Annotated in this window: 34 protein-coding genes; 32 read left to right on the top strand and 2 right to left on the bottom strand. The window is 44.1% G+C overall.

What is annotated here, in order from left to right:
* Positions 1–2 precede the first annotated feature (2 nt).
* From rplP to G9G54_RS24515, 30 genes are all read left to right on the top strand, one after another.
* Positions 3–437 carry a 50S ribosomal protein L16 gene (rplP, locus tag G9G54_RS24370; RefSeq protein WP_007432576.1) on the top strand — a complete coding sequence of 145 codons (435 nt, stop codon included), beginning with the start codon at positions 3–5 and terminating at the stop codon, positions 435–437.
* On the top strand, positions 427–624 hold the full coding sequence (gene rpmC / locus G9G54_RS24375) for a 50S ribosomal protein L29 (RefSeq protein WP_007432575.1): 198 nt from the start codon (positions 427–429) through the stop codon (positions 622–624). The genes rplP and rpmC overlap by 11 nt, the downstream gene beginning before the upstream one ends.
* 50 nt (positions 625–674) lie before the next feature.
* Positions 675–938, top strand: coding sequence for a 30S ribosomal protein S17 (rpsQ, locus tag G9G54_RS24380; protein WP_007432574.1), 264 nt, complete (start codon positions 675–677; stop codon positions 936–938).
* Positions 939–972: 34 nt separating this feature from the next.
* Positions 973–1341, top strand: a complete 369-nt coding sequence (gene rplN, locus G9G54_RS24385; protein WP_007432573.1) for a 50S ribosomal protein L14 — start codon at positions 973–975, stop codon at positions 1339–1341.
* 36 nt (positions 1342–1377) lie between these two features.
* Positions 1378–1731: a 50S ribosomal protein L24 gene (gene rplX / locus G9G54_RS24390; protein ID WP_013312155.1), complete on the top strand. Its 354-nt coding sequence runs from the start codon at positions 1378–1380 to the stop codon at positions 1729–1731.
* A gap of 31 nt (positions 1732–1762) precedes the next feature.
* Positions 1763–2308: a 50S ribosomal protein L5 gene (rplE, locus tag G9G54_RS24395; protein WP_007432571.1), complete on the top strand. Its 546-nt coding sequence runs from the start codon at positions 1763–1765 to the stop codon at positions 2306–2308.
* A 76-nt stretch (positions 2309–2384) separates the two neighbouring features.
* Complete coding sequence (locus G9G54_RS24400) at positions 2385–2570, top strand: type Z 30S ribosomal protein S14 (protein WP_010348808.1); 186 nt, start codon at positions 2385–2387, stop codon at positions 2568–2570.
* A gap of 32 nt (positions 2571–2602) precedes the next feature.
* Positions 2603–3001, top strand: coding sequence for a 30S ribosomal protein S8 (rpsH, locus tag G9G54_RS24405; RefSeq protein WP_007432570.1), 399 nt, complete (start codon positions 2603–2605; stop codon positions 2999–3001).
* A 33-nt stretch (positions 3002–3034) separates the two neighbouring features.
* Positions 3035–3577 carry a 50S ribosomal protein L6 gene (gene rplF, locus G9G54_RS24410; RefSeq protein ID WP_013312152.1) on the top strand — a complete coding sequence of 181 codons (543 nt, stop codon included), beginning with the start codon at positions 3035–3037 and terminating at the stop codon, positions 3575–3577.
* Positions 3578–3692: 115 nt separating this feature from the next.
* A complete protein-coding gene (rplR, locus tag G9G54_RS24415) occupies positions 3693–4061 on the top strand; it encodes a 50S ribosomal protein L18 (RefSeq protein ID WP_007432568.1) in 369 nt (122 codons plus the stop codon).
* A gap of 27 nt (positions 4062–4088) precedes the next feature.
* A complete protein-coding gene (gene rpsE, locus G9G54_RS24420) occupies positions 4089–4586 on the top strand; it encodes a 30S ribosomal protein S5 (protein ID WP_013312151.1) in 498 nt (165 codons plus the stop codon).
* A gap of 12 nt (positions 4587–4598) precedes the next feature.
* The gene (rpmD, locus tag G9G54_RS24425; RefSeq protein ID WP_013312150.1) at positions 4599–4784 is read left to right on the top strand and encodes a 50S ribosomal protein L30; all 186 of its coding nucleotides are present in this window, start codon (positions 4599–4601) and stop codon (positions 4782–4784) included.
* Between the two features lie 43 nt (positions 4785–4827).
* Positions 4828–5268 (top strand): 50S ribosomal protein L15, encoded by a 441-nt coding sequence (gene rplO / locus G9G54_RS24430; protein ID WP_013312149.1) that lies wholly within the window; start codon positions 4828–4830, stop codon positions 5266–5268.
* The gene (secY, locus tag G9G54_RS24435) at positions 5268–6566 is read left to right on the top strand and encodes a preprotein translocase subunit SecY (protein ID WP_061831397.1); all 1299 of its coding nucleotides are present in this window, start codon (positions 5268–5270) and stop codon (positions 6564–6566) included. The genes rplO and secY overlap by 1 nt, the downstream gene beginning before the upstream one ends.
* A gap of 90 nt (positions 6567–6656) precedes the next feature.
* Positions 6657–7301, top strand: a complete 645-nt coding sequence (locus tag G9G54_RS24440; RefSeq protein ID WP_165179901.1) for an adenylate kinase — start codon at positions 6657–6659, stop codon at positions 7299–7301.
* Between the two features lie 5 nt (positions 7302–7306).
* The gene (locus tag G9G54_RS24445) at positions 7307–7846 is read left to right on the top strand and encodes a M24 family metallopeptidase (RefSeq protein WP_165179902.1); all 540 of its coding nucleotides are present in this window, start codon (positions 7307–7309) and stop codon (positions 7844–7846) included.
* A 9-nt stretch (positions 7847–7855) separates the two neighbouring features.
* Entirely contained in the window at positions 7856–8164 is a 309-nt protein-coding gene (locus G9G54_RS24450) for a KOW domain-containing RNA-binding protein (protein WP_013312145.1), read from the top strand.
* A 2-nt stretch (positions 8165–8166) separates the two neighbouring features.
* Entirely contained in the window at positions 8167–8382 is a 216-nt protein-coding gene (gene infA, locus G9G54_RS24455; RefSeq protein WP_006212898.1) for a translation initiation factor IF-1, read from the top strand.
* 118 nt (positions 8383–8500) lie between these two features.
* Complete coding sequence (gene rpmJ, locus G9G54_RS24460; RefSeq protein ID WP_003333770.1) at positions 8501–8614, top strand: 50S ribosomal protein L36; 114 nt, start codon at positions 8501–8503, stop codon at positions 8612–8614.
* A 21-nt stretch (positions 8615–8635) separates the two neighbouring features.
* On the top strand, positions 8636–9004 hold the full coding sequence (gene rpsM, locus G9G54_RS24465) for a 30S ribosomal protein S13 (RefSeq protein ID WP_007432560.1): 369 nt from the start codon (positions 8636–8638) through the stop codon (positions 9002–9004).
* A gap of 19 nt (positions 9005–9023) precedes the next feature.
* Positions 9024–9419 (top strand): 30S ribosomal protein S11, encoded by a 396-nt coding sequence (rpsK, locus tag G9G54_RS24470; protein ID WP_013312144.1) that lies wholly within the window; start codon positions 9024–9026, stop codon positions 9417–9419.
* Between the two features lie 135 nt (positions 9420–9554).
* Complete coding sequence (locus tag G9G54_RS24475; RefSeq protein ID WP_007432558.1) at positions 9555–10499, top strand: DNA-directed RNA polymerase subunit alpha; 945 nt, start codon at positions 9555–9557, stop codon at positions 10497–10499.
* A gap of 34 nt (positions 10500–10533) precedes the next feature.
* A complete protein-coding gene (rplQ, locus tag G9G54_RS24480; RefSeq protein ID WP_013312143.1) occupies positions 10534–10899 on the top strand; it encodes a 50S ribosomal protein L17 in 366 nt (121 codons plus the stop codon).
* 151 nt (positions 10900–11050) lie between these two features.
* The gene (truA, locus tag G9G54_RS24485; RefSeq protein ID WP_061831400.1) at positions 11051–11836 is read left to right on the top strand and encodes a tRNA pseudouridine(38-40) synthase TruA; all 786 of its coding nucleotides are present in this window, start codon (positions 11051–11053) and stop codon (positions 11834–11836) included.
* Between the two features lie 183 nt (positions 11837–12019).
* On the top strand, positions 12020–12457 hold the full coding sequence (rplM, locus tag G9G54_RS24490) for a 50S ribosomal protein L13 (RefSeq protein WP_013312141.1): 438 nt from the start codon (positions 12020–12022) through the stop codon (positions 12455–12457).
* A gap of 20 nt (positions 12458–12477) precedes the next feature.
* Positions 12478–12870 (top strand): 30S ribosomal protein S9, encoded by a 393-nt coding sequence (rpsI, locus tag G9G54_RS24495; RefSeq protein ID WP_013312140.1) that lies wholly within the window; start codon positions 12478–12480, stop codon positions 12868–12870.
* A gap of 1244 nt (positions 12871–14114) precedes the next feature.
* Positions 14115–14807, top strand: a complete 693-nt coding sequence (locus tag G9G54_RS24500) for a phosphoadenylyl-sulfate reductase (RefSeq protein WP_165179903.1) — start codon at positions 14115–14117, stop codon at positions 14805–14807.
* A gap of 53 nt (positions 14808–14860) precedes the next feature.
* On the top strand, positions 14861–16030 hold the full coding sequence (gene sat, locus G9G54_RS24505) for a sulfate adenylyltransferase (protein ID WP_165179904.1): 1170 nt from the start codon (positions 14861–14863) through the stop codon (positions 16028–16030).
* A gap of 68 nt (positions 16031–16098) precedes the next feature.
* Entirely contained in the window at positions 16099–16875 is a 777-nt protein-coding gene (cwlD, locus tag G9G54_RS24510; protein WP_061831403.1) for an N-acetylmuramoyl-L-alanine amidase CwlD, read from the top strand.
* Positions 16876–16934: 59 nt separating this feature from the next.
* On the top strand, positions 16935–18041 hold the full coding sequence (locus tag G9G54_RS24515) for an Mrp/NBP35 family ATP-binding protein (protein WP_165179905.1): 1107 nt from the start codon (positions 16935–16937) through the stop codon (positions 18039–18041).
* Between the two features lie 35 nt (positions 18042–18076).
* On the opposite strand, the gene gerD is transcribed toward G9G54_RS24515, so the two are convergent.
* Entirely contained in the window at positions 18077–18820 is a 744-nt protein-coding gene (gene gerD / locus G9G54_RS24520) for a spore germination lipoprotein GerD (RefSeq protein WP_165179906.1), read from the bottom strand.
* 106 nt (positions 18821–18926) lie between these two features.
* Positions 18927–19706, bottom strand: a complete 780-nt coding sequence (pdaB, locus tag G9G54_RS24525) for a polysaccharide deacetylase family sporulation protein PdaB (protein WP_061831406.1) — start codon at positions 19704–19706, stop codon at positions 18927–18929.
* 98 nt (positions 19707–19804) lie between these two features.
* Here pdaB and G9G54_RS24530 point away from each other — a divergent pair, with 98 nt between their 5' ends.
* Both G9G54_RS24530 and G9G54_RS24535 read left to right on the top strand, forming a co-directional pair.
* Positions 19805–20419: a stage II sporulation protein M gene (locus G9G54_RS24530; RefSeq protein WP_165179907.1), complete on the top strand. Its 615-nt coding sequence runs from the start codon at positions 19805–19807 to the stop codon at positions 20417–20419.
* A gap of 192 nt (positions 20420–20611) precedes the next feature.
* A complete protein-coding gene (locus tag G9G54_RS24535; RefSeq protein ID WP_013312131.1) occupies positions 20612–20842 on the top strand; it encodes a hypothetical protein in 231 nt (76 codons plus the stop codon).
* The last annotated feature ends 387 nt before the right edge of the window (positions 20843–21229 follow it).

Here is a 21229-nt window from a genome sequence, read left to right on the forward strand (position 1 = left end):
TCATGTTGGTACCAAAACGCGTAAAACATCGTAAACAACAACGTGGTCATATGAAGGGTCGTGCAAAAGGCGGTACTACACTGAACTTTGGTGAGTACGGTTTGCAAGCTACTGAACCTGCATGGATTACTAACCGTCAAATCGAAGCTGCTCGTATTGCGATGACTCGTTACATCAAACGTGGTGGTAAGGTTTGGATTAAAATTTTCCCTGACAAACCTATTACTCAGAAGCCTCTTGAGGTTCGTATGGGTAGTGGTAAAGGTAATGTAGAAAAATGGGTTGCAGTAGTGAAACCAGGCAAGATTATGTTCGAACTTGCTGGTGTTCCGGAAGAGATTGCTCGTGAAGCAATGCGTCTTGCCGCTCACAAACTGCCAATCAAAACTAAGTTTGTGAAACGTGAAGAATTGGGTGGTGAAGCAAATGAAGGCTAGTGAATTCCGCAACCTAACCACTGCTGAAATCGAACAAAAGATCTCCGGTTTTAAAGAAGAACTTTTCAACCTTCGTTTTCAACTCGCTACCGGTCAGCTTGATAACCCGACTCGGATCGGCGCTGTGCGTAAGGAAATTGCTCGTGCTAAAACTGTGATCCGTGAAAGAGAACTTGGGATTAGCTAAGATATCAGACCGGGTGGAAAATCCGCCTGTAATTAGGAAGGAGGCCAACAATGAGCGAACGTAATGCCCGTAAAGTATTAGTCGGTAAAGTAGTCAGCGACAAAATGGATAAAACGATTGTGATTGCTGTAGAAACTTACAAAAAACATGATCTCTACCATAAACGCATTAAAGTAACTAAGAAATTCAAAGCTCATGATGAAAACAACACCGCACAAATTGGTGATACTGTTAAAATCATGGAAACTCGCCCTTTGTCCAAAGACAAAAACTGGAGACTGGTCGAAATCGTTGAAAAAGCTGTTATAATCTAATGTAGTGTAGTTTTTCCGAAAGGAGGATAAATAAATGATTCAACCATTTACACGTTTGACTGTAGCTGACAATTCCGGCGCGAAGGAACTGATGTGTATCCGTGTGCTCGGTGGTACGGGACGTCGTACAGCTCAAATTGGTGACCTGATCGTTTGTTCCGTAAAACAAGCAACACCAGGCGGCGTTGTCAAAAAGGGTGATGTAGTAAGAGCGGTTGTTGTTCGTACTAAACGTTCTATCCGCCGTAAAGACGGTTCCTACATCGGATTTGACGAAAACGCAGCAGTGGTCGTTAAAGAAGACAAGAGCCCACGTGGTACTCGTATTTTCGGACCAGTTGCTCGCGAACTTCGTGACAAGGACTTCATGAAAATCGTTTCCTTGGCTCCGGAAGTGATCTAAACTCACCTTAAAATGTGCCCGTAGGAGGTGTACGAAATGCCAAAAGTGAAAAAAGTTCTGGAATCCCACAACAACAAGCTGCACGTCAAAAAAGACGACACTGTTCTGGTGATTACAGGTAAAGATAAAGGTAAAAAAGGTCGCGTTATCGCTGCTTACCCTCGTCAAAACCGTGTGCTTGTGGAAGGTGTTAACATGATTAAAAAACACCAAAAGCCTAATCAGCTGAATCCACAAGGCGGCATCATCGAGAAAGAAGCTCCGATTCACGTTTCCAACGTTATGCACATTGATCCGAAGAGCGGAAAAGTAACCCGTGTTGGTTACAAAGTTTTGGACAACGGAAAAAAAGTGCGCATTGCAAAACGTTCTGGCGAAGTGATCGACTAATTATTTTTTGAAGAAAGGAGGTATATGATTCATGGCTACAACAAGAATGAAAGAACGTTTCTTGAAAGAAATCACTCCTGCTTTGATGCAGAAGTTCAACTATACAACAGTGATGCAAGTGCCTAAAATCGAGAAAGTTGTAATCAACATGGGTGTTGGCGACGCAGTCCAAAACTCCAAAGTACTTGATTCAGCTCTCAACGACATGCAGCTGATCGCTGGTCAAAAACCAGTAATCACTCGCGCAAAAAAATCTATTGCAGGTTTTAAATTGCGTGAAAACATGCCGATCGGTGTAAAGGTAACACTTCGTGGCGAGCGTATGTATTATTTCTTGGACAAATTGTTCAACATTACTCTTCCTCGCGTACGTGACTTCCATGGTGTATCGACAAAAGCTTTTGACGGACGTGGTAACTACACGCTTGGTCTGAAAGAACAGTTGATCTTCCCGGAAATCGAGTATGATCAAGTTGATAAAGTTCGTGGTATGGACATCGTTATCGTAACGACTGCCAAAACTGACGAAGAGTCCCGTGAGCTTCTGACTCAGCTGGGCATGCCTTTCGCAAAATAATGTTGGCATAACGTTTCGGGCGTCTGATTTTAAAGACACCCTGTTCTCCGAAACTATTTAGGAGGTGTCAGGCTAAGTGGCAAAAACTTCAATGAAAGTCAAACAACAACGCGCACCAAAGTTTAAAGTTCGTGCTTACACTCGTTGCGAGCGTTGTGGTCGTCCACATTCGGTACTGCAAAAGTTTAAGATCTGCAGAATTTGCTTCCGTGAATTAGCTTATAAAGGCCAGATTCCTGGCGTGAAAAAAGCAAGCTGGTAAAAAGTCCTGTTTGGGAAGGAGGTTTATACACAATGACTATGTCTGATCCAATTGCAGATATGCTTACTCGTATTCGTAACGCGAACACAGTTCGTCACGAAACAGTAGAAATGCCTGCATCTACAATGAAAAAACAAATCGCCGACATCCTGAAACGTGAAGGATTCATTCGTGATGCGGAATTTGTTGAAGATAGCAAACAAGGGATCATCCGTATTTTCTTGAAATACGGTGCGAACAACGAGCGTGTTATTACAGGTTTGAAAAGAATCAGTAAACCAGGTCTTCGCGTTTACACGAAGAGCAATGAGATTCCACGCGTACTGGGTGGACTCGGGATCGCAATCATTTCAACATCCAAAGGTATCATGACTGACAAAGAAGCGCGTCAGTCCAAAGCCGGCGGAGAAGTTGTTTGCTACGTTTGGTAAGATAACGTTTAAAAGATAGGAGGTGCAACAGATATGTCCCGTATTGGTCGTAAACCAATCACAGTACCAAGTGGTGTTGACGTGACTTTGAACAACACAGCAATCACAGTTAAAGGTCCTAAAGGAACATTGACTCGTGAGCTTCATAAAGACATGTCCGTTACTGTGGAAAACAATGAAATTAATGTAGTTCGTCCTTCGGACAACAAACTTCACCGCTCTTTGCATGGAACAACCCGCAGCGTTGTCAACAACATGGTAAGTGGTGTAACTGAAGGGTTTTCAAAATCTCTGGAGCTGGTTGGGGTCGGATATCGTGCAAGCAAATCCGGAGATAAAATCGTTCTGAACGTTGGATACTCTCACCCGGTTGAAATCACACCGGAAGCGGGCATCGAATTCGAAGTTCCTTCGAACACTAAAATCATCGTTCGCGGAATTGATAAAGAGCGTGTAGGTGCCTACGCTGCTAAAATTCGTTCCGTTCGTGAACCTGAACCGTACAAAGGTAAAGGGATTAAATACGAAGGCGAGCGCATCATTCGTAAAGAAGGTAAAGCCGGTAAGAAGAAATAAGTTTCTTACCGACTTTGTGCGGTCTTTCTGCTGGAAAGACTTCGTACTTCTTTTTTACCCAGTGCGTCTTAGTATAAAGTTTTAAAAGGCAAACTGAAGGGAGTGAAAACTTGAGATGATTACAAAACAAGATAAAAATAAAGCACGTGTCAGAAGACATCTGCGTGTACGTAAGAAAATCGAAGGTACGGCTGTACGTCCTCGTTTGAACGTGTTCCGTTCTTCCAAGCATATCTACGCACAACTGATTGATGATGTAGCTGGTGTAACATTGGTATCTGCATCCACTATGGATAAAGAACTGAGCAGCGAAATCAAAAACGGCGGTAGTGTAGAAGCAGCTCGTAAAGTTGGCGAACTCGTTGCTAAACGTGCGAAAGAAAAAGGTCATGCTAACATCGTATTTGACCGTGGTGGATACTTGTATCATGGACGGATTCAAGCTTTGGCTGATGCAGCTCGCGAAGCAGGCCTTGAATTCTAAGACATTTCTCAAAAGGAGGTTAACGACTTGCGTGTAGATCCGAATACTTTGGAACTGACTGAAAGAGTAGTAAATATTAATCGTGTAGCTAAAGTTGTCAAAGGCGGACGCCGTTTCAGCTTCAGTGCTCTGGTAGTAGTGGGCGACGGCAACGGCTGGGTAGGCGCTGGAATCGGTAAAGCTGGCGAAGTACCTGATGCAATTCGCAAAGGTATTGAAGATGCTAAGAAAAACCTGGTTCACGTTCCACTCGTAGGAACAACAATTCCTCACCTTGTTACAGGTAAGTTCGGTGCTGGCCGGGTTCTGTTGAAACCGGCATCGGAAGGTACTGGAGTTATCGCTGGTGGTCCGGTTCGTGCTGTACTGGAACTTGCTGGTGTAGGTGATATCTTGACAAAATCTTTGGGTTCTTCGAATTCCATGAATATGGTCAATGCGACTTTGGAAGGTTTGTCCCGCTTGAAACGCGCTGAAGAAGTTGCAAAATTGCGCGGCAAATCCATCGAAGAGCTGCTGGGCTAAGGAGGGAATATCATGGCGAAATTAGAAATTACCCTCGTTCGTTCGTTGATCGGCCGTCCTGGTAATCAGAGAACGACTGTTAAAACGCTCGGCTTGCGTAAAATCAACCATAAAGTAGTTCAACCCGACAATGCAGCTATTCGCGGGATGATTAATCAAGTTAGCCATTTGGTTTCTGTTAAAGAAATTGAGGCTTAAGAAATAAAGTATTTTAACAATAATCAAGGAGGTGCAACGAACGATGAAGTTACATGAGCTTTCCCCAGCTCCAGGCTCCCGCAAAGAACGTAAACGTTTGGGTCGTGGTCCTAGTAGCGGTACGGGTAAAACTTCTGGTCGTGGTCATAAAGGTCAAAACGCTCGTTCCGGCGGTGGTGTACGTCCGGGCTTCGAGGGTGGTCAAAACCCACTGTATCGTCGCTTGCCTAAACGCGGTTTCGTAAATCCTACTCGTAAAGAGTATGCGGTTTTGAATATCGAAGATTTGAACAGTTTTGCAGCGGGTACAGAAGTAAGCCCTGAGTTTTTGCTGAACAATGGCATTGTGAAAAACGCCAAATCCGGAATTAAAATTCTGGGTAACGGTGAAATCACTGTGAAGTTGACAGTTAAAGCGAACAAGTTCTCTCAATCTGCGGTAGAGAAAATTGAAGCTGCCGGCGGTAAAACCGAGGTGATCTAATGTTCAAGACCCTGAAAAATATATGGCGGGTTGAGGATCTTAGAACCCGAATCCTGTTTACCCTGTTTATACTCTTTGTATATCGTATTGGCTCCTTCGTGCCGGTTCCCGGCGTGAATAAGCAAGTCTTTACTTCTCAGGATCAGGCAGGAAGCGAGTTGTTTGGACTCCTTAACACCTTCTCAGGGGGCGCATTGTATCAGTTTTCGATCTTCGCCCTCGGGATTATGCCATATATTACAGCGTCCATCATTGTACAGTTGCTGTCAATGGACGTGATTCCGAAACTTGCGGAATGGGCTAAACAAGGAGAGCATGGTAAAAAGAAGTTGGCTCAAATTACGCGTTATGGTACGGTAATACTTGGCCTGATTCAAGCATTCGGAACGTCGATTGGCTTTAATCGACTGTACGGTGCAGCGATGATTCCAGGAGCCACTTTTGCAGATTATCTGGTTATTGCCATTGTGCTTACAGCAGGAACTACGTTCCTTATGTGGCTCGGTGAGCAAATTACTGAAAAGGGAATCGGCAACGGTATCTCTATTGTTATCTTCGCAGGGATTGCGGCGGGTATTCCAAGACATATTCGGACGGTTGTAGAATCTCAGTTTATTCAGGCAGATCAGCTGTTTATGAATATTCTGAAGGCAATTATAATTGCCCTGGTGATTGTTCTGATTATTGTTGGTGTTATCTACATCCAGCAAGGTATTCGGAAAATCCCGGTACAATACGCGAAACGTGTAGTTGGCAACAAAATGTACGGTGGCCAGAATACGCATATTCCGATGAAAATTAATGCGGCAGGCGTTATTCCGGTAATCTTTGCGGTATCATTGCTGCAATTCCCGACAATTATTGCGAGTTTCTGGGCAGATCATGCTTGGGCTAAGTGGATTACCACTTACTTGTACTATGACAAGCCGCTGGGCATGGTTTTGTATGTCGTAATGATTATCGGTTTCACATTCTTCTATACCTTTGTACAGATGAATCCGCAGCAAATGGCCGACAATATGAAGAAAAACGGCGGTTATATTCCGGGAATTCGCCCGGGTAAAGCCACGGAGAAATACTTGACACGAGTAATGTCACGTTTGACAATGACAGGAGCTTTGTTTCTGGCAGTCATATCCGTTTTGCCGGTATTCTTCGGTTCGCTTTCGGGCTTGCCTCGTTCCGTGCAAATTGGCGGTACTTCATTGCTCATCATCATTGGTGTAGCACTGGATACAATGAAGCAAATCGAAAGCCAACTGATCAAACGCCATTACAAAGGCTTCATCAACAAATAGGCAATAGGTACCGGCTTAGGATGTTCGCATGCTTACCGGCACCTTTTGTGCTGTTTCTTGTGTAGGGGTCGTCTTGAGGAGTGACAGATTGTGAATATTTTGATCATGGGCCCTCCGGGGGCTGGTAAAGGTACACAAGCAGATGTCATTGTGAAGGAATTCGGCATTCCTCATATCTCGACAGGTGATGCTTTTCGCCTAGCGATGAAACAGGGAACACCTATTGGCATTAAAGCTAAAGAATATATCGACAAGGGTGAACTTGTTCCGGATGACGTAACAATCGGTATCGTTGAAGAACGGCTACAACAGCCAGATTGCAAGAAAGGGTTCTTGCTGGACGGTTTTCCAAGAACTTTGGCTCAAGCTGAAGCCTTGGATCAAATTTTGGGTCGTTTGAATACGAAGCTAGATGACGTCATCAACTTGAAAGTGGATAGTGACAACTTGTTGGCACGAATCACAGGACGGCGGGTTTGTAAAAGCTGCGGAACTAGCTATCATATTGTCTTTAATCCTCCTAAGGTTGAAGGCATTTGCGATAAAGACGGTGGGGAACTCTATCAGCGTCCTGACGATAATGAAGATAGCGTAAGAACACGACTTGGAGAATATAGTAATAAAACAGCACCACTCCTCACGTTTTATGAGAACCAGAATCTTCTGCGTCATATTGACGGAGAACAGGATATTGATGTGGTTTCCCAAAATATCGTGTCCTTGTTGCGGGGTTAGCTGTAATGATCATTTGCAAGTCGGGGACGGAATCAAGCTTAATGAGGAAAACTAAGAGAATAGATACGGAGACGGATCATCTCTTGGCAGGACACATCGAGCCCGGTATTACGACCGGTGAACTTGATCATTTTGCTGATCGGTATATTCGCAGTCAGGGAGCTGTGCCGTCTTTTAAAGGTTATAACGGTTTTCCTGCTAGCATTTGCGCTTCAGTCAACGAACAACTGGTGCACGGATTTCCCGGCAAACGCAAGTTAAACAAAGGCGATATCATCGCGAAAACTCGCCAGTTTACAATGTCGCATGCCATTCGGCAATATATTGAGAATCCAAACCGTGGTATTCCTGAGCAGGGGCCGAGGCTGAAAACCGGCATTGGGCTGGCTATTGAATCTATGATTCAGATAGGTTCTCACCATGTAGGGACGCTGGAAGACAACTGGACGGTCGTTACGATGAACGTAACCTCATGTGCTCATAACGAGCAAGCGGTGACGTGCGAAACGGGCGGCATGGACATTTTCACGAAACTGAGTGCGTAGGTGATTGGAATGATTCAGCAAGGAAACCTGCAAATCGGTCAGCTGGTGAAGATTCTGAAGGGCAGAGGTGCCGGACAGATTGCGGTTGTCGTTTCAGTAGCAGATAGCAGGTTTGTATATATTGCGGATGGGGATAAACGAAAGTTTGATCAAGCGAAGAAGAAAAATGTTCTTCATTTGGTGCCTCAGCCAAAGATTAGTAGCGAGATTGTAAACAGTTTAAACGAAAGCGGTCGGGTGACGAACGGAAAGCTGCGCCATGCAGTGAAAACTTTCCTGGACTCGTCCGAATACCAAGCTGAAGAGAAAGGAGACTGACTTTGGCCAAAGAAGATGTCATTGAGGTTGAAGGTACGGTAATCGAGCCACTACCGAACGCTACGTTCAAGGTAGAGCTGGAGAACGGTCATCAAATTCTTGCTCATGTTTCCGGAAAGCTGCGGATGCACTTTATCCGTATTTTGACAGGCGACAAGGTGGTTGTACAGTTATCGCCTTACGATTTAACCAAAGGCCGTATAACGTACCGCAAGTAATTCATGCAGGTTTTTATTAAACGTATGTCATTTAAAAAAACTTGTTTTGCTCGGCAAAACGATGTGAATGTTCACGAAGCGAGTTTTACCAGGGTAAAGCTTGGAGGAGGTAATCAACATGAAGGTAAGACCTTCTGTAAAACCTATTTGCGAAAAATGCAAAGTCATTCGCCGCAAAGGGAATGTAATGGTTATTTGCGAAAATCCGAAACACAAACAAAAACAAGGTTAATAGAAGGGGGTGTAGCGTAAAATGGCTCGTATAGCTGGTGTGGATTTGCCACGTGACAAACGCGTTGAGATCGCCTTGACTTACATTTTCGGAATCGGTAAAACGACTTCTCAGAAAATCTTGAAGGAAACAGGCATCAGTGCAAACACGCGTGTTCGTGATTTGACTGAAGATGAAGTGAGCAAATTACGTGAAACGATCGACAAAGAAGTTAAAGTAGAAGGCGATCTGCGTCGTGAAATTTCCTTGAATATTAAACGTCTGACTGAGATTGGCTGCTACCGTGGTGTTCGTCACCGTCGTGGATTGCCTGTTCGCGGACAACGTACTAAAACTAATGCTCGTACCCGTAAAGGTCCTCGTCGGACTGTAGCGAACAAAAAGAAATAAGAAGGGAGGATAACATTCAATGGCTAAACCGAAAAAAGTTGTACGTACAAAACGCCGTGACCGTAAAAATATCGAGACTGGCGTGGCACACATCCGTTCCACGTTCAACAACACGATCGTTACGATCACAGATCCACACGGTAACGCAATCTCTTGGGCCAGCTCAGGCGGCATGGGATTCCGTGGTTCCCGTAAATCTACTCCATTCGCAGCACAAATGGCCGCAGAAACTGCTGCTAAAGCTGCTATGGAACACGGCATGAAAACTGTCGAAGTCATGGTTAAAGGACCTGGTGCAGGTCGCGAAGCAGCAATTCGCTCTTTGCAAGCTGCTGGTTTGGAAGTTAACCTGATTAAAGACGTAACTCCGGTACCTCATAACGGATGCCGTCCTCCAAAACGTCGTCGCGTCTAATGAGATTTCTCCTCTGCGTGTAGTATAGATCCGGCACAAACTGCCAAGAATGGATGTTTAGGTATACTGCATGATAGACTATGGATAAGGTGAATGTTTCATATAGGAGCGACGTTTTGAAGGAGGGATATTGCAGTGATAGAAATCGAAAAGCCGAAAATTGAGACGGTTGACGTCAATGATGATGGCACCTATGGAAAATTCGTAGTAGAACCGCTGGAACGCGGATACGGTACGACGTTGGGTAACTCGCTTCGCCGTATTCTGTTATCCTCGTTACCGGGGGCAGCAGTCACATCGGTTCAGATCGATGGGGTTCTGCACGAGTTTGCAACGGTTCCCGGTGTGAAGGAAGACGTAACGGAGATCATTCTGAACTTGAAAGCTTTATCGCTTAAAATCCACTCGGATGAAGAGAAAGTACTCGAAATCGATGCGGAAGGCGAAGGAGTTGTAACGGCAGGAGATATCCGTGCGGATAGTGATGTGGAAATTCTTAATCCGGATCTTCACATTGCTACGCTCGGACCGGGTTCGAGACTTCACATGCGTATTTTTGCCAATCGCGGTCGCGGTTACGTTAAGCAGGATCGGAACAAACGTGATGACCAGCCGATCGGCGTCATTCCCGTCGACTCCATCTACACTCCGATTGCACGCGTGAACTACGGCGTAGAAAATACGCGTGTCGGCCAGGTTACGAATTACGACAAGCTGACACTTGAGGTTTGGACTGACGGAAGTATTCGTCCCGAGGAAGCAGTGAGCCTTGGAGCCAAAATTTTGACCGAGCATGTGATGTTGTTCGTGGGTCTCACGGACGAGGCAAAAGATGCTGAAATTATGGTTGAAAAAGAAGAAGACAAGAAAGAAAAAGTTCTTGAAATGACGATCGAAGAGCTGGATCTCTCCGTCCGTTCCTATAACTGCCTTAAGCGCGCTGGTATCAATACGGTACAAGAACTCACGACTAAATCTGAAGAAGATATGATGAAGGTCCGTAACTTGGGTCGCAAATCTTTGGAAGAAGTACAAGAGAAGCTTGAGGAACTTGGTTTAGGACTTCGTACGGAAGAATAGTACAGCAACGTTTTTGTGAAGGAGGGGAAATTACATGGCATACCAAAAATTGGGCCGTAACTCCAGTGCCCGTAAAGCTTTGTTTCGTGATTTGGTAACCGATCTGTTCTTGTATGAGCGTATCCAAACTACTGAGGCTAAAGCGAAAGAAGTTCGTTCTATTGCTGAAAAACTGATCACCAAAGCGAAAAAAGGAGATCTGCACGCACGTCGTCAAGTGGCTGCGTTCGTTCGCCGTGAAACTTTGGATGGTGAGCAGGATGCAATCCAAAAGCTGTTTAGCGAATTGGCTACACGTTACACTGAGCGTCCAGGTGGATACACTCGTATCTTGAAATTGGGACCTCGTCGTGGCGACGCCGCTCCAATGGTATATCTGGAATTGGTTGACCGCGCGTAGACAGGCGAAGATGAGGGAAGGGTGGACAGAATCGGCTTGATTCTGAACAACCCTTTTTTTCTCTTGGAGGAGTCCTTGAGGGGCTTCTCCTTTGTTATGTTCGGTTATTCCTTGTAAGGCCAGAGACTACCCCTATAAAGGTGTGAGAAACATGCGGAACTTGTGCATGAAGGTGAACTATGACGGAACCCACTATGATGGCTTTCAGACGCAGCCTGACGGTAACACCATTCAGGACTGCCTTGAACATGCTATTTACTCATTGACGGGCGAGCGTCTTAAAATTACAGGCTCAGGCCGTACAGATGCAGGTGTACATGCATACGGGCAGGTATTCAATTTTCACACTGAATCGCCGATTCCGTTACAGCGCTGGTGTCTGGCACTTAATGCCTGGTTGCCTCGTGATATCATCGTTACGGATGCGAGAGAGGTGCCACTGTCCTTTCATGCACGCCGCATGGCGAAGCGGAAGACATATCGGTATAGTATTAATGCGAACCGGTTTCCGGACATCTTTCACCGTCGTACACAGGCCCATCATCCAACGAGACTGGATGTAAGAGCGATGGAGGAAGGGTTGGCTCATTTAGTGGGCACCTTTGACTATACTTCGTTCGCATCTCGACGTTCCCAAAAGACGAATCATGTTCGCACTATTTACGAAGCCTATATGACAGTAGACCATTCCTTTTCACGTCCGGGCTCGGATGATCAGGGAATTATCCATACTTATATTACAGGTAGCGGATTTTTACAGCACATGGTTCGGATTATTATGGGTACTTTGCTGGAAGTGGGAGAAGGCAAAAAATCGTCGGATGATATTCCTTCCATTTTGGAGGCGAAAAATCGTTCAAAGGCTGGACCTACGGCCGTTGGACACGCTTTAACGCTCTGGAATGTAGAGTACGACGAAAACATCAAAAAACATTGATTTTACCCTTGCGGAATTGATGGTTATCCTGTAATATAAAAGTTGTGTTTTCTTAATGGCTTTCCCACAGCCCCAATTAAGATAATCACTTTAAATTAACATCTAATCCATCAATAATGCAGCAACTTAACGAACGAAGATAAATGATGATTTCTGTTAACGAACTTAAGGAGGATACTTTTCATGCGTACTACGTATATGGCGAAGCCAAATGAAGTTGAGCGCAACTGGCACATCATTGATGCCGAAGGCAAAACGCTCGGCCGTCTGGCAAGCGAAGCGGCTGCGTTGATTCGCGGCAAACACAAGCCACAATTTACACCACATGTGGACACAGGTGATTTTGTTGTTGTAATCAATGCGGAAAAAATCGTATTGACCGGTAAAAAAATGGAGAACAAGAAATACTACCGTCACTCCCTGCATCCGGGTGGTCTGAAAGTAACGGTTGCACAAGAAATGGTTAAGAACAAGCCTGAGCGCATGTTGGAATTGGCTGTTCACGGTATGCTTCCTAAAACTCGTCAAGGCGAGAAAATGAAGCTGAGACTTAAAGCTTACAGAGGCACTGAGCATCCACATGCAGCACAAAAACCTGAAGTTTACGAACTTCGCGGATAATTAAAAGGGAGGACAGTTTCATGGCACAAGTACAATACTATGGGACAGGTCGTCGTAAACATTCGGTAGCTCGTGTTCGTCTCGTACCGGGTGAAGGACGCATTGTCATCAATAAGCGTGATATTAATGAATATTTTGGTTTGGAAACTCTCAAACTGATCGTAAAACAACCACTGAACCTGACAGAAACAGTTGGCAGCTATGACGTACTCGTTATCGCTCATGGTGGTGGTATCTCTGGTCAAGCCGGCGCAATTCGCCACGGTATTTCCCGTGCTCTGTTGAAAGCAGATCCGGAATTCCGTCCAGCTTTGAAAAAAGCAGGCTTCTTGACTCGTGACCCACGTATGAAAGAACGTAAAAAATACGGTCTCAAAGCCGCTCGTCGTGCACCACAGTTCTCGAAACGTTAATATTTCGAATACAGAAGAACCTTTTCCTTATGGAAAGGGTTCTTTTTTATTTAGTCATTTCCTGATCATTATCCACATGTGGATAAGTAGACCTACTCTAAAAGTTACAAGCTTCAGCATGTTTCAGCGAATACATAAATAACTGCATGCAAATGCACGGAATACGAAAAGTTATACACCATGGAATTGAAGATGATATTGTTATACACAAATACAGTTTGCTATTTCAACGCAGTTTATTCTGTAATGTTTATAACCTGTGACTAAAAATATAATGTTCGGTTATTCAATATAGCCTCATCTTAATATTTTCTGCTAAGTGCTGTTTCACGAGGATACTTTGCTTTCACTTGTTTATGTAAAGTGCTCCTTGATATGTTCTGGCTGGTACTGTCTATGCCTCTTGTACAGCTGTTTTGGGCTTAGCTAGGGATACGGCAAGGAATACCTCTTTTTATTTGTATGCCGGTGCAGAAAGACGGTCCTTAGCCTAGCAGTGTCCGCTTCCTAGGCTACTGCAATTGCAACGGCGATGTACATGTTACTGGTAATAGAAATAGTCTACACAGCAATCGCTCCAAACTATAACCGGGAGTACCATGTATTGTCCGACTGTCTACCCTCATAATATCGCCCCTCATTGATGACAGGCTTTAAATAGGCTTCCAGTAGCGATAAGAGTCTTGCTTGTGTTCAGTGATCAATTCCTCGGGAATTGCCGCTACGAGCGCTTTGGGATTGAATAGAGGTATAATAAGAGTTCAGCGCGCAGTCATTCCTTTTATAATTTTCAGAATGAAGGCATCGCTGACGCCAGAGCTCCAGAATAGTAGAGTGAAACCTAAAGTTGTTTTCAATTCCCTGGCTCAGCATCCTTCGATAATCTTAGATTTAGAAACGATGCTTGCTTTCTTCTACAGATGGTTCTTGCTTGATCAAAGCAACCCAAAGCTGTTCAGCATTACCGATGGCTGCCGGCACTGGGCCTATGGTCCATTTTCAAAATGTTTGGTATAAGAATATTTTATATAAGTCAATGAACTTGATTGGATACGCAAGAAAGCATTAAAGAATGCTGACAGAGCAACATTCCTGCAAATTTAGGTGGATAAATGCTTGCATCAGGACATTTTGCCGTGGATTGACAATGATTGTGAAAGTTTTATACTGTATTTAATCTTATTAGTTTAGTCGGTATTGGAGTGACACTTATTTATGAATCTTCATATGGAGGCGCATTGATAATGAATTTATTGGAGAAAGAAGCGTTGATTAGAGTCAAGGCAATTGAACTGGAAGAGGCTACGCCAGAGGAAATTATCCAGTATGCTGTTCTTACATTTCCCAATCTTACCTTTGCTTGTAGCTTCGGAGCAGAAGATGTAGTACTAGTAGATATGCTTCAAAAAATTAGCCCTTCCACCGACATTTTTTACTTGGACACCGACTTTCATTTTCAAGAAACTTATGATACGCGAGATCAGATGAAAGCCAGATATAACTTGGATTTTGTTAGGGTCTCTCCCTTAATTACTCCTGAAGAGCAAGCGGCTGAGCATGGAGAGGAACTGTGGAAAACAGATCCAAACACATGTTGTGGTATACGCAAAGTTGAGCCGCTGACACGTATTTTGTCACAATACGATGCATGGATTACCGGTATTCGCCGGGATCAGGCCCCTACCCGTGCGCATTCAAAAAAGGTAGAGTATGACGAAAAGTTTGGACTCGTTAAATTTAACCCCTTGGCAAGCTGGACATCCGAGGATGTATGGAATTATATCCGTACTCATGAAGTGCTGTATAATCCATTGCATGACCGCAATTATCCCAGTATTGGTTGTGAGCAATGTACCCGTGAGGTCCTACCAGGTGAAGATCCTCGTGCAGGTCGCTGGTCAGGCAATGAGAAAACGGAGTGTGGGCTCCATCAATAAAATGGTATTCAGGTAGCTATGAGTCATATTTATGAAGAGAAGGGAAGTGCATTATGACTGCAATTCTTCCGCATGGCGGAACACTTGTTGATAAAATCATTACAGGACCGAAGCAAAAAGCACTTTTGCAGGCCGCAGAGGAATTGTTCCCAATCCGTGTAAACTCATGGACCATTTCTGATCTGGATTTGATTGGAGTGGGGGCATTCTCTCCTTTGACGGGGTTTATGAATGAATCTGATTATCGGTCAGTGGTAACAGATATGCGTCTTGCCGATGGTACAGTCTGGAGTATTCCCATTACTCTTGCAGTTGCAGAAAGTGTAGCCAGTGAATTGAAATTAGGTCAGCAGGTGGCTTTGGTGGGTGAAACAGACGGTACTATTTATGCTGTACTTGATATTGAAAGTATTTATCAGGTAGATCAGGCTGAGGAAGCCAGACGAGTATTCAAGACGGATGACCCGGCTCATCCTGGCGTAAAAAAACTGTTAGATCGACCTGCTACGTATGTTGGTGGATGTGTGCAAGTGCTGAATCGGCCGGAGCCCACACAATTTAGTGAGTTTTACTATACACCATCACAGACACGCGACTATTTTGCAGAAAAAGGCTGGAAAACAGTAGTCGGATTTCAAACACGAAATCCGGTACACCGGGCACATGAGTACATTCAAAAAAGCGCGATGGAGATTGTGGATGCTTTGTTTCTAAACCCACTCGTTGGTGAAACCAAGTCAGATGACGTTCCGGCAGATGTGCGTATAAAGAGCTATCTGGTGCTGTTGGACAATTATTATCCGGCTGATCGGACTTTTCTGGGGGTATTTCCTGCTGCCATGCGATACGCGGGTCCTAGAGAGGCCATTTTCCATGCTATTGTGCGAAAAAACTATGGCTGCACCCATTTTATTGTTGGAAGGGATCATGCTGGTGTAGGAGACTATTATGGTACCTACGAAGCACAGGAGATTTTCAGGCACTTTACACCTGAAGAGCTGGGGATTACTCCATTGTTCTTTGAACACAGCTTTTATTGCACCCGATGTGGAAATATGGCCTCAAGTAAAACATGCCCACATCCCAAGGAGCATCATTTAACGCTCTCGGGCACCAAGGTACGGGAATTGTTGCGCTCTGGGGTTTGCCCGCCACCTGAATTTACACGACCGGAAGTCGCTCAAGTGCTGATTGAAGGTATGAAAGAATTTGTTCATGCCTGAGTTGTACTATCTACACGCCTCGTCCCATATAGATTATTAGTATCTGTATAGGACGGAGGCGTTTTGTTATGCAAAAAAATAATCGTAAAAACGAGGTTACACTGTGGATTCGCTATCGGACGTTGCAAAAAATGCTGTTGGGCTGTTGTCTCGCCGTTCTATTTATTACACTGGCATTGTATGAGATACCTGCTTCCAGAGCTTGGACCCATTGGAGTTTACCCCTTACTGGTAAAGTAATTGCCCTGGATGCTGGACACGGAGGGCCTGATGGAGGGGCGGTTAGCAAAGAAGGGATTATTGAAAAGGATATTAATCTGGCAATCGCTTTTTATTTGCGGGATTATTTACAGCAAGCAGGTGCTGTTGTTGTCATGACACGTGAGGATGACCGCGACCTGGCGCAGCAAGAAACGAAAGGTTATTCCAGAAGAAAAACGGAGGATTTGAAGCAGCGTGTGCGTATAATTGAGGAGCAGAAAGCAGACCTCTTTCTAAGTATCCATATGAACAGTATTCCGTCGAGCCGTTGGAGTGGAGCCCAAACCTTTTACGTACCTAACCATGCAGATAACGGGAATTTGGCGTCTTTAATTCAGGAAGAGATCAAACGCAACTTGGAAAATACGGACAGAGTGGCTAAGACCGTGAACACAGTTTATTTATTGAAAGCTCTCAAAATGCCATCAGCCCTTGTAGAAGTAGGATTTTTGTCCCATCCTGAGGAAGCTAGACGACTTAGTGACGTGAACTATCAAAGGCAGGTGGCGGCGTCCATATATAAGGGGATTTTGCGTTACAGTGCCGGGGAAAAGGGGATCTCACCAGCACCTGAAGCCAGATAGTGGTATACTGTAAGTGTTTACCACTCCGTAATTCATTAAAGCAGAGGTGCTGATAATTCATGCAATCAAGAGAGCAAGTTATAGAGCTACTTCAACAAGTGCGGGAGCCTCATACAGGACGCCGTCTAGTCGATCTCCATTTTATTCGGGATGTGGTGGTTAAAGAGGATCGGGTATCCTTGACTGCCATTACCCTGAATAGCCAGGAAGAGACGCTGAAAGAGTTGGAACGAGAAATACGGCAGACATTAGAAGAGGCGGGATTAAGTCACGTTCATATTCGTATTCGTGAGGCATCTGAGCATGAAAAGTCTGCCCTTCAAAATGGAGAGGAGACCGAGGAAGCGGCTGACCCGATTTTGACCAAAGGACATGCTGTTGGCATGGAAGAACATGAGCTACTTAGCCCAGCATCTGGCGTACGATTTATTGCCATTGCAAGCGGAAAAGGTGGTGTCGGAAAATCGACAGTAGCTGTAAATTTGGCGGCTGCTTTAGCTAGACAGGGGAAGCGTGTGGGTTTGATTGATGCGGATATCTATGGATTCAGTGTGCCGGATATGATTGGAGTAGAGGATGTGCCTACTGTCGAAGATGGTATCATTCAGCCAGTGGAGCGATTTGGTATCAAAATCATGTCTATGGGCTTCTTTGTTAGAGAAAACAACCCGGTGATCTGGAGAGGTCCCATGCTGGGGAGAATGCTCAGACAGTTTTTTAGTGATGTCGAATGGGGAAAACTGGACTATATGATTCTCGATTTACCACCAGGCACTGGCGATGTAGCGCTTGACGTACATCAAATGATTCCGCAGAGTGAAGAAATCATTGTCACTACTCCACATGCAACGGCGGCTTTTGTAGCTGCACGTGCAGGCGCAATGGCGCTTCAAACGGATCATAAGGTCATCGGCGTTGTGGAGAACATGTCTTATTATGTGTCCTCCACTGGAGAAAAGGACTATGTTTTTGGGCGAGGAGGGGGGGCTATGTTGGCAGACACTCTTCATACAAAACTTCTTGCTCAAATTCCGCTGGGTATTCCAGATAACCATCCGTCAGAAGCCGACTTTTCTCCATCTGTATATAAATCTGAGTCTGCCACGGGGACCATTTACAATGATATTGCAGCTCAGATTACGTTCTTGCACACGGAATCTGAATAAAGAAAAAAGGCTGGTTTATTAAACCAGCCTTTTTATTATTGGCTTCCTCCTTGTTCTCCTTCGCCCCCACCTTCGCTGCCCCCCCCACCTTGCTTATCGCCGCCTGCACCGCCTTGCTCACCACTTTTTTTCTCAACCTTAGGTTGAAGCTCCTCTTGTACGACGGTTTTGAGTAAATTCATAACCTCAAGTCGGAAAATCGGATTTTGCATGGCATCATGCATGACTGTCATAGATTGTTTGCGATATTCAGGGGTTTTAGTTAAGTCCATATACATTTTGGTTAATTCTGGTGACTTGAGCATTGCTTCAATTGATTTTTGATAAGAAGGGTCTTTTATAAGTTGCATATGAAGCTGTTTGCTTTGGCTGTTGATGGCTTTGGCAAATTCTCCGGCAAAACGCGGATCGGTCATAATCTTTTCGATTTCTTTTTTATATTCAGGTGATACCAAAGTATCTTTGACTGCGATCTTCATCTGTTCAGCCGATTGCATGGGCATAAGCATTTTCATTCCCATGCTGCCACCAGATCCACCACCAGCCCCACCCTCTTCACTGCTTTGACCGGATTGTCCTTCTTTTGAAGTGCTTTCCCCGGTTAAAGCCTCCTCTACGGCTTTTTTTCCGTCATCGCTTTTCAAGATATCGACAACCATCGTTTTCATCTCTTTATAACTGTTCTGGGGGGGCGCAGAACCCTGATCCGAGCCGCATCCACTCAGTGCAACGCCCAGTACGCATATCGTGCTAACAAATCGCAAACGAGTCCAATTCATGGCCGTATTCCTCCTTCATCATGAATGTGGATAGTATGCGGATGAATGGGGAGAAATATGTCGATTTGCTTTTGGTTTTTAGCTGAGAACGATGTAAAATAACTCCTTAAAGACCCAGTGCCTGATCGCGTACCTCTTTGCCTTTTACTGTACCCTGTTGAAGCAGTTCAGATACAGTCACGAATTCATAGCCTTGTGCTCGCAACTTGTCGATAATGACCGGCAGGGCTTCATGCGTTTGTTTACAGGAATCACTGGCATGCAGAAGGACGATATCGCCAGGATGCGCTTTATTTACAACACGGTCGATTATGACCTGAGTACCAGGGTTTTTCCAGTCCAGGGAATCTGTATCCCACTGAATGGTTTTGTAGCCTAAAGTGCCGGCAACCTGAAGGACTCTTTTATCAAAGTCGCCATTAGGCATACGGATCAACTTCGGGGACTGTCCTGTCAGTTCGGTTAATGTGGTATGAGCAATTGAAATCTGCTTACGAATATCTTCATCGCTTAAGCTGCTGTAATTTTCGTGTTTATGGCCATGACTGCCGATCTCAAATCCGCTTTCTTTAATCTGATTCACAAGTTCCGGATGTGTTTTACTCCAAGGGGCAGAAAGAAAAAAGGTGGACTTGGTCACTTTCTTATCCTCAAGGACTTTTAAGATGGGGGCAGTGCGCTTATCGCCCCAACTAATATCAAAGGTGAGAGCGATCAACTTTTTGTCCGTGGGCACACTATAAATAGCGGTTGGTGCTTCCTCGGAAAAAACTGTAACATTATCGGTTTCTACATAAATGACTCCGACAGTAAAGATGGCTGCAGCCATTACGATTAAGAATCGTTTGATTTTTTTACCGTTTAATACATAAAAAAAAGAATTCATGGTTAATAACGCCCCTTTCATCCTAGAAGTGCTTGTTTACTTAAAGCTATGCCAGGGGTTGTCAATTATTCCATTGGACTAATAGGAGGAATTATCAAATGGGACTAAACGCATTTTTTCACGATTTACAAATGACAAGACGGTTAATTTTAATCTCTGCACTTCTTTTCTGCACAAGTATTATAGTGGGGTGGTTAAGTACAGGCACTATTCAATCCATGCTGGCGCAACAAATGGAGGGACTGGGAGAAGTAGCGCAGCGCTTGCAGAATTCTGAGCATCCACAATGGAGTTTTTTTGTATTTATCTTTTTCAATAATGCGATTAAATGTGTGCTGGTCATATTTATGGGGGCTGTATTTGGAATCGTACCGTTTATATTTTTGATTGTGAACGGTATGGTTTTAGGGTTTGTAGTACACTTGCAGACAGATATGGGAAGAAGTATGTATGAAGTTGTTGTAAAAGGGTTACTGCCTCACGGTGTGATTGAATTGCCTGTTTTGATTATCGCTTGTGCCTTCGGATTGAAGTTTGGAATTAACATAATGTCTACTATAGGTACAAGCATAGGGCTAAAGCGCAAAGGAACTGGCCCATCGTGGAATGTATTTATGAAACAAACGTTGAGGGTGTCCCTATGGTCTGTCATCTTACTGCTTTTAGCAGCTGCTATTGAGAGTGGCATAACTTATCGTTTATTGTCACAATAAAATATTATGGCCAATTATTTATATATTTCCTGAAAATTGAACATAACAAAGGGGAGAGCCTAAAGAAAAGCTGAAGATTAATCGGGGGAAGTTTGAAACCTTAGCAGTTGAGTTTAAAAACAGGTAAAGATTGGAACAATAGTTGAGCAAATATAAGTACTATATAATCTGCTGATAAGGGAGTATGGTCATATGTTGGGAATGCTGTTTAACGAAAAAGAATGCAAGGAACTTGACTACGTTCTTCGTAAGGAGCTAGATGAAATGCTGCTTGATATGAGCGATACTCGATTGGATCAAGATATTCGCTACGCAATCGCACTTCGATATAAAACAGTCTTCCGCATGTATGCCCGTTTTGCACCCGCCAAGGAACTATCAAAATATGCTCGCAGAGGGCGAGTCCCACAAACCAAACAATGAAAAGATAAGGTGGAAAATATATCAGAGATATCAGGAAGTAAACTATTTTAAAAAGCTATACTTTCTGATATCAAAAAAAGTATTGACTCTATTCAATATTCATGGTAAATTAACTTTCGTTCCTTTTTGAAGGATTTGCTCGAAAAAAGAAATTAAAAAAACTCTTGCAAATTCTAAAAAGAGATGATATATTATAAAGGTCGCCACTGAGACGCGGTGACGAAACAAAGTAAGACACTATGCAAGTTTGATCTTTGAAAACTGAACAACGAGTGAGTATGGATTTTGTTTACAAAGTCCAACGCTGAAATTTGGTACATGCCGTCAGGCTGTATGAAATGGAAGCGAAAATGAGATATTTTATCTCGTCAGTTTCAACATGAGCTT

The organism is Paenibacillus sp. EKM212P (assembly GCF_011066115.1).
GTDB lineage: Bacteria > Bacillota > Bacilli > Paenibacillales > Paenibacillaceae > Paenibacillus > Paenibacillus polymyxa_B.

Bases quoted from the DNA above. Each gene is read 5' to 3' on its own strand.
- rpsM (WP_007432560.1), top strand. From the start codon at position 8,636: ATGGCTCGTATAGCTGGTGTGGATTTGCCACGTGACAAACGCGTTGAG.
- rplQ (WP_013312143.1), top strand. From the start codon at position 10,534: ATGGCATACCAAAAATTGGGCCGTAACTCCAGTGCCCGTAAAGCTTTG.
- rplE (WP_007432571.1), top strand. From the start codon at position 1,763: ATGGCTACAACAAGAATGAAAGAACGTTTCTTGAAAGAAATCACTCCT.
- rpmD (WP_013312150.1), top strand. From the start codon at position 4,599: ATGGCGAAATTAGAAATTACCCTCGTTCGTTCGTTGATCGGCCGTCCT.
- G9G54_RS24535 (WP_013312131.1), top strand. From the start codon at position 20,612: ATGTTGGGAATGCTGTTTAACGAAAAAGAATGCAAGGAACTTGACTAC.
- secY (WP_061831397.1), top strand. From the start codon at position 5,268: ATGTTCAAGACCCTGAAAAATATATGGCGGGTTGAGGATCTTAGAACC.
- cwlD (WP_061831403.1), top strand. From the start codon at position 16,099: ATGCAAAAAAATAATCGTAAAAACGAGGTTACACTGTGGATTCGCTAT.
- G9G54_RS24530 (WP_165179907.1), top strand. From the start codon at position 19,805: ATGGGACTAAACGCATTTTTTCACGATTTACAAATGACAAGACGGTTA.
- G9G54_RS24445 (WP_165179902.1), top strand. From the start codon at position 7,307: ATGATCATTTGCAAGTCGGGGACGGAATCAAGCTTAATGAGGAAAACT.
- rplP (WP_007432576.1), top strand. From the start codon at position 3: ATGTTGGTACCAAAACGCGTAAAACATCGTAAACAACAACGTGGTCAT.
- rpsK (WP_013312144.1), top strand. From the start codon at position 9,024: ATGGCTAAACCGAAAAAAGTTGTACGTACAAAACGCCGTGACCGTAAA.
- sat (WP_165179904.1), top strand. From the start codon at position 14,861: ATGACTGCAATTCTTCCGCATGGCGGAACACTTGTTGATAAAATCATT.
- G9G54_RS24450 (WP_013312145.1), top strand. From the start codon at position 7,856: ATGATTCAGCAAGGAAACCTGCAAATCGGTCAGCTGGTGAAGATTCTG.
- rplF (WP_013312152.1), top strand. From the start codon at position 3,035: ATGTCCCGTATTGGTCGTAAACCAATCACAGTACCAAGTGGTGTTGAC.
- rplO (WP_013312149.1), top strand. From the start codon at position 4,828: ATGAAGTTACATGAGCTTTCCCCAGCTCCAGGCTCCCGCAAAGAACGT.
- G9G54_RS24500 (WP_165179903.1), top strand. From the start codon at position 14,115: ATGAATTTATTGGAGAAAGAAGCGTTGATTAGAGTCAAGGCAATTGAA.
- rplM (WP_013312141.1), top strand. From the start codon at position 12,020: ATGCGTACTACGTATATGGCGAAGCCAAATGAAGTTGAGCGCAACTGG.
- rplX (WP_013312155.1), top strand. From the start codon at position 1,378: ATGCCAAAAGTGAAAAAAGTTCTGGAATCCCACAACAACAAGCTGCAC.
- rpsQ (WP_007432574.1), top strand. From the start codon at position 675: ATGAGCGAACGTAATGCCCGTAAAGTATTAGTCGGTAAAGTAGTCAGC.
- rplR (WP_007432568.1), top strand. From the start codon at position 3,693: ATGATTACAAAACAAGATAAAAATAAAGCACGTGTCAGAAGACATCTG.
- gerD (WP_165179906.1), bottom strand. From the start codon at position 18,820: ATGAATTGGACTCGTTTGCGATTTGTTAGCACGATATGCGTACTGGGC.
- rplN (WP_007432573.1), top strand. From the start codon at position 973: ATGATTCAACCATTTACACGTTTGACTGTAGCTGACAATTCCGGCGCG.
- pdaB (WP_061831406.1), bottom strand. From the start codon at position 19,706: ATGAATTCTTTTTTTTATGTATTAAACGGTAAAAAAATCAAACGATTC.
- rpmJ (WP_003333770.1), top strand. From the start codon at position 8,501: ATGAAGGTAAGACCTTCTGTAAAACCTATTTGCGAAAAATGCAAAGTC.
- G9G54_RS24515 (WP_165179905.1), top strand. From the start codon at position 16,935: ATGCAATCAAGAGAGCAAGTTATAGAGCTACTTCAACAAGTGCGGGAG.
- rpsH (WP_007432570.1), top strand. From the start codon at position 2,603: ATGACTATGTCTGATCCAATTGCAGATATGCTTACTCGTATTCGTAAC.
- rpmC (WP_007432575.1), top strand. From the start codon at position 427: ATGAAGGCTAGTGAATTCCGCAACCTAACCACTGCTGAAATCGAACAA.
- truA (WP_061831400.1), top strand. From the start codon at position 11,051: ATGCGGAACTTGTGCATGAAGGTGAACTATGACGGAACCCACTATGAT.
- rpsI (WP_013312140.1), top strand. From the start codon at position 12,478: ATGGCACAAGTACAATACTATGGGACAGGTCGTCGTAAACATTCGGTA.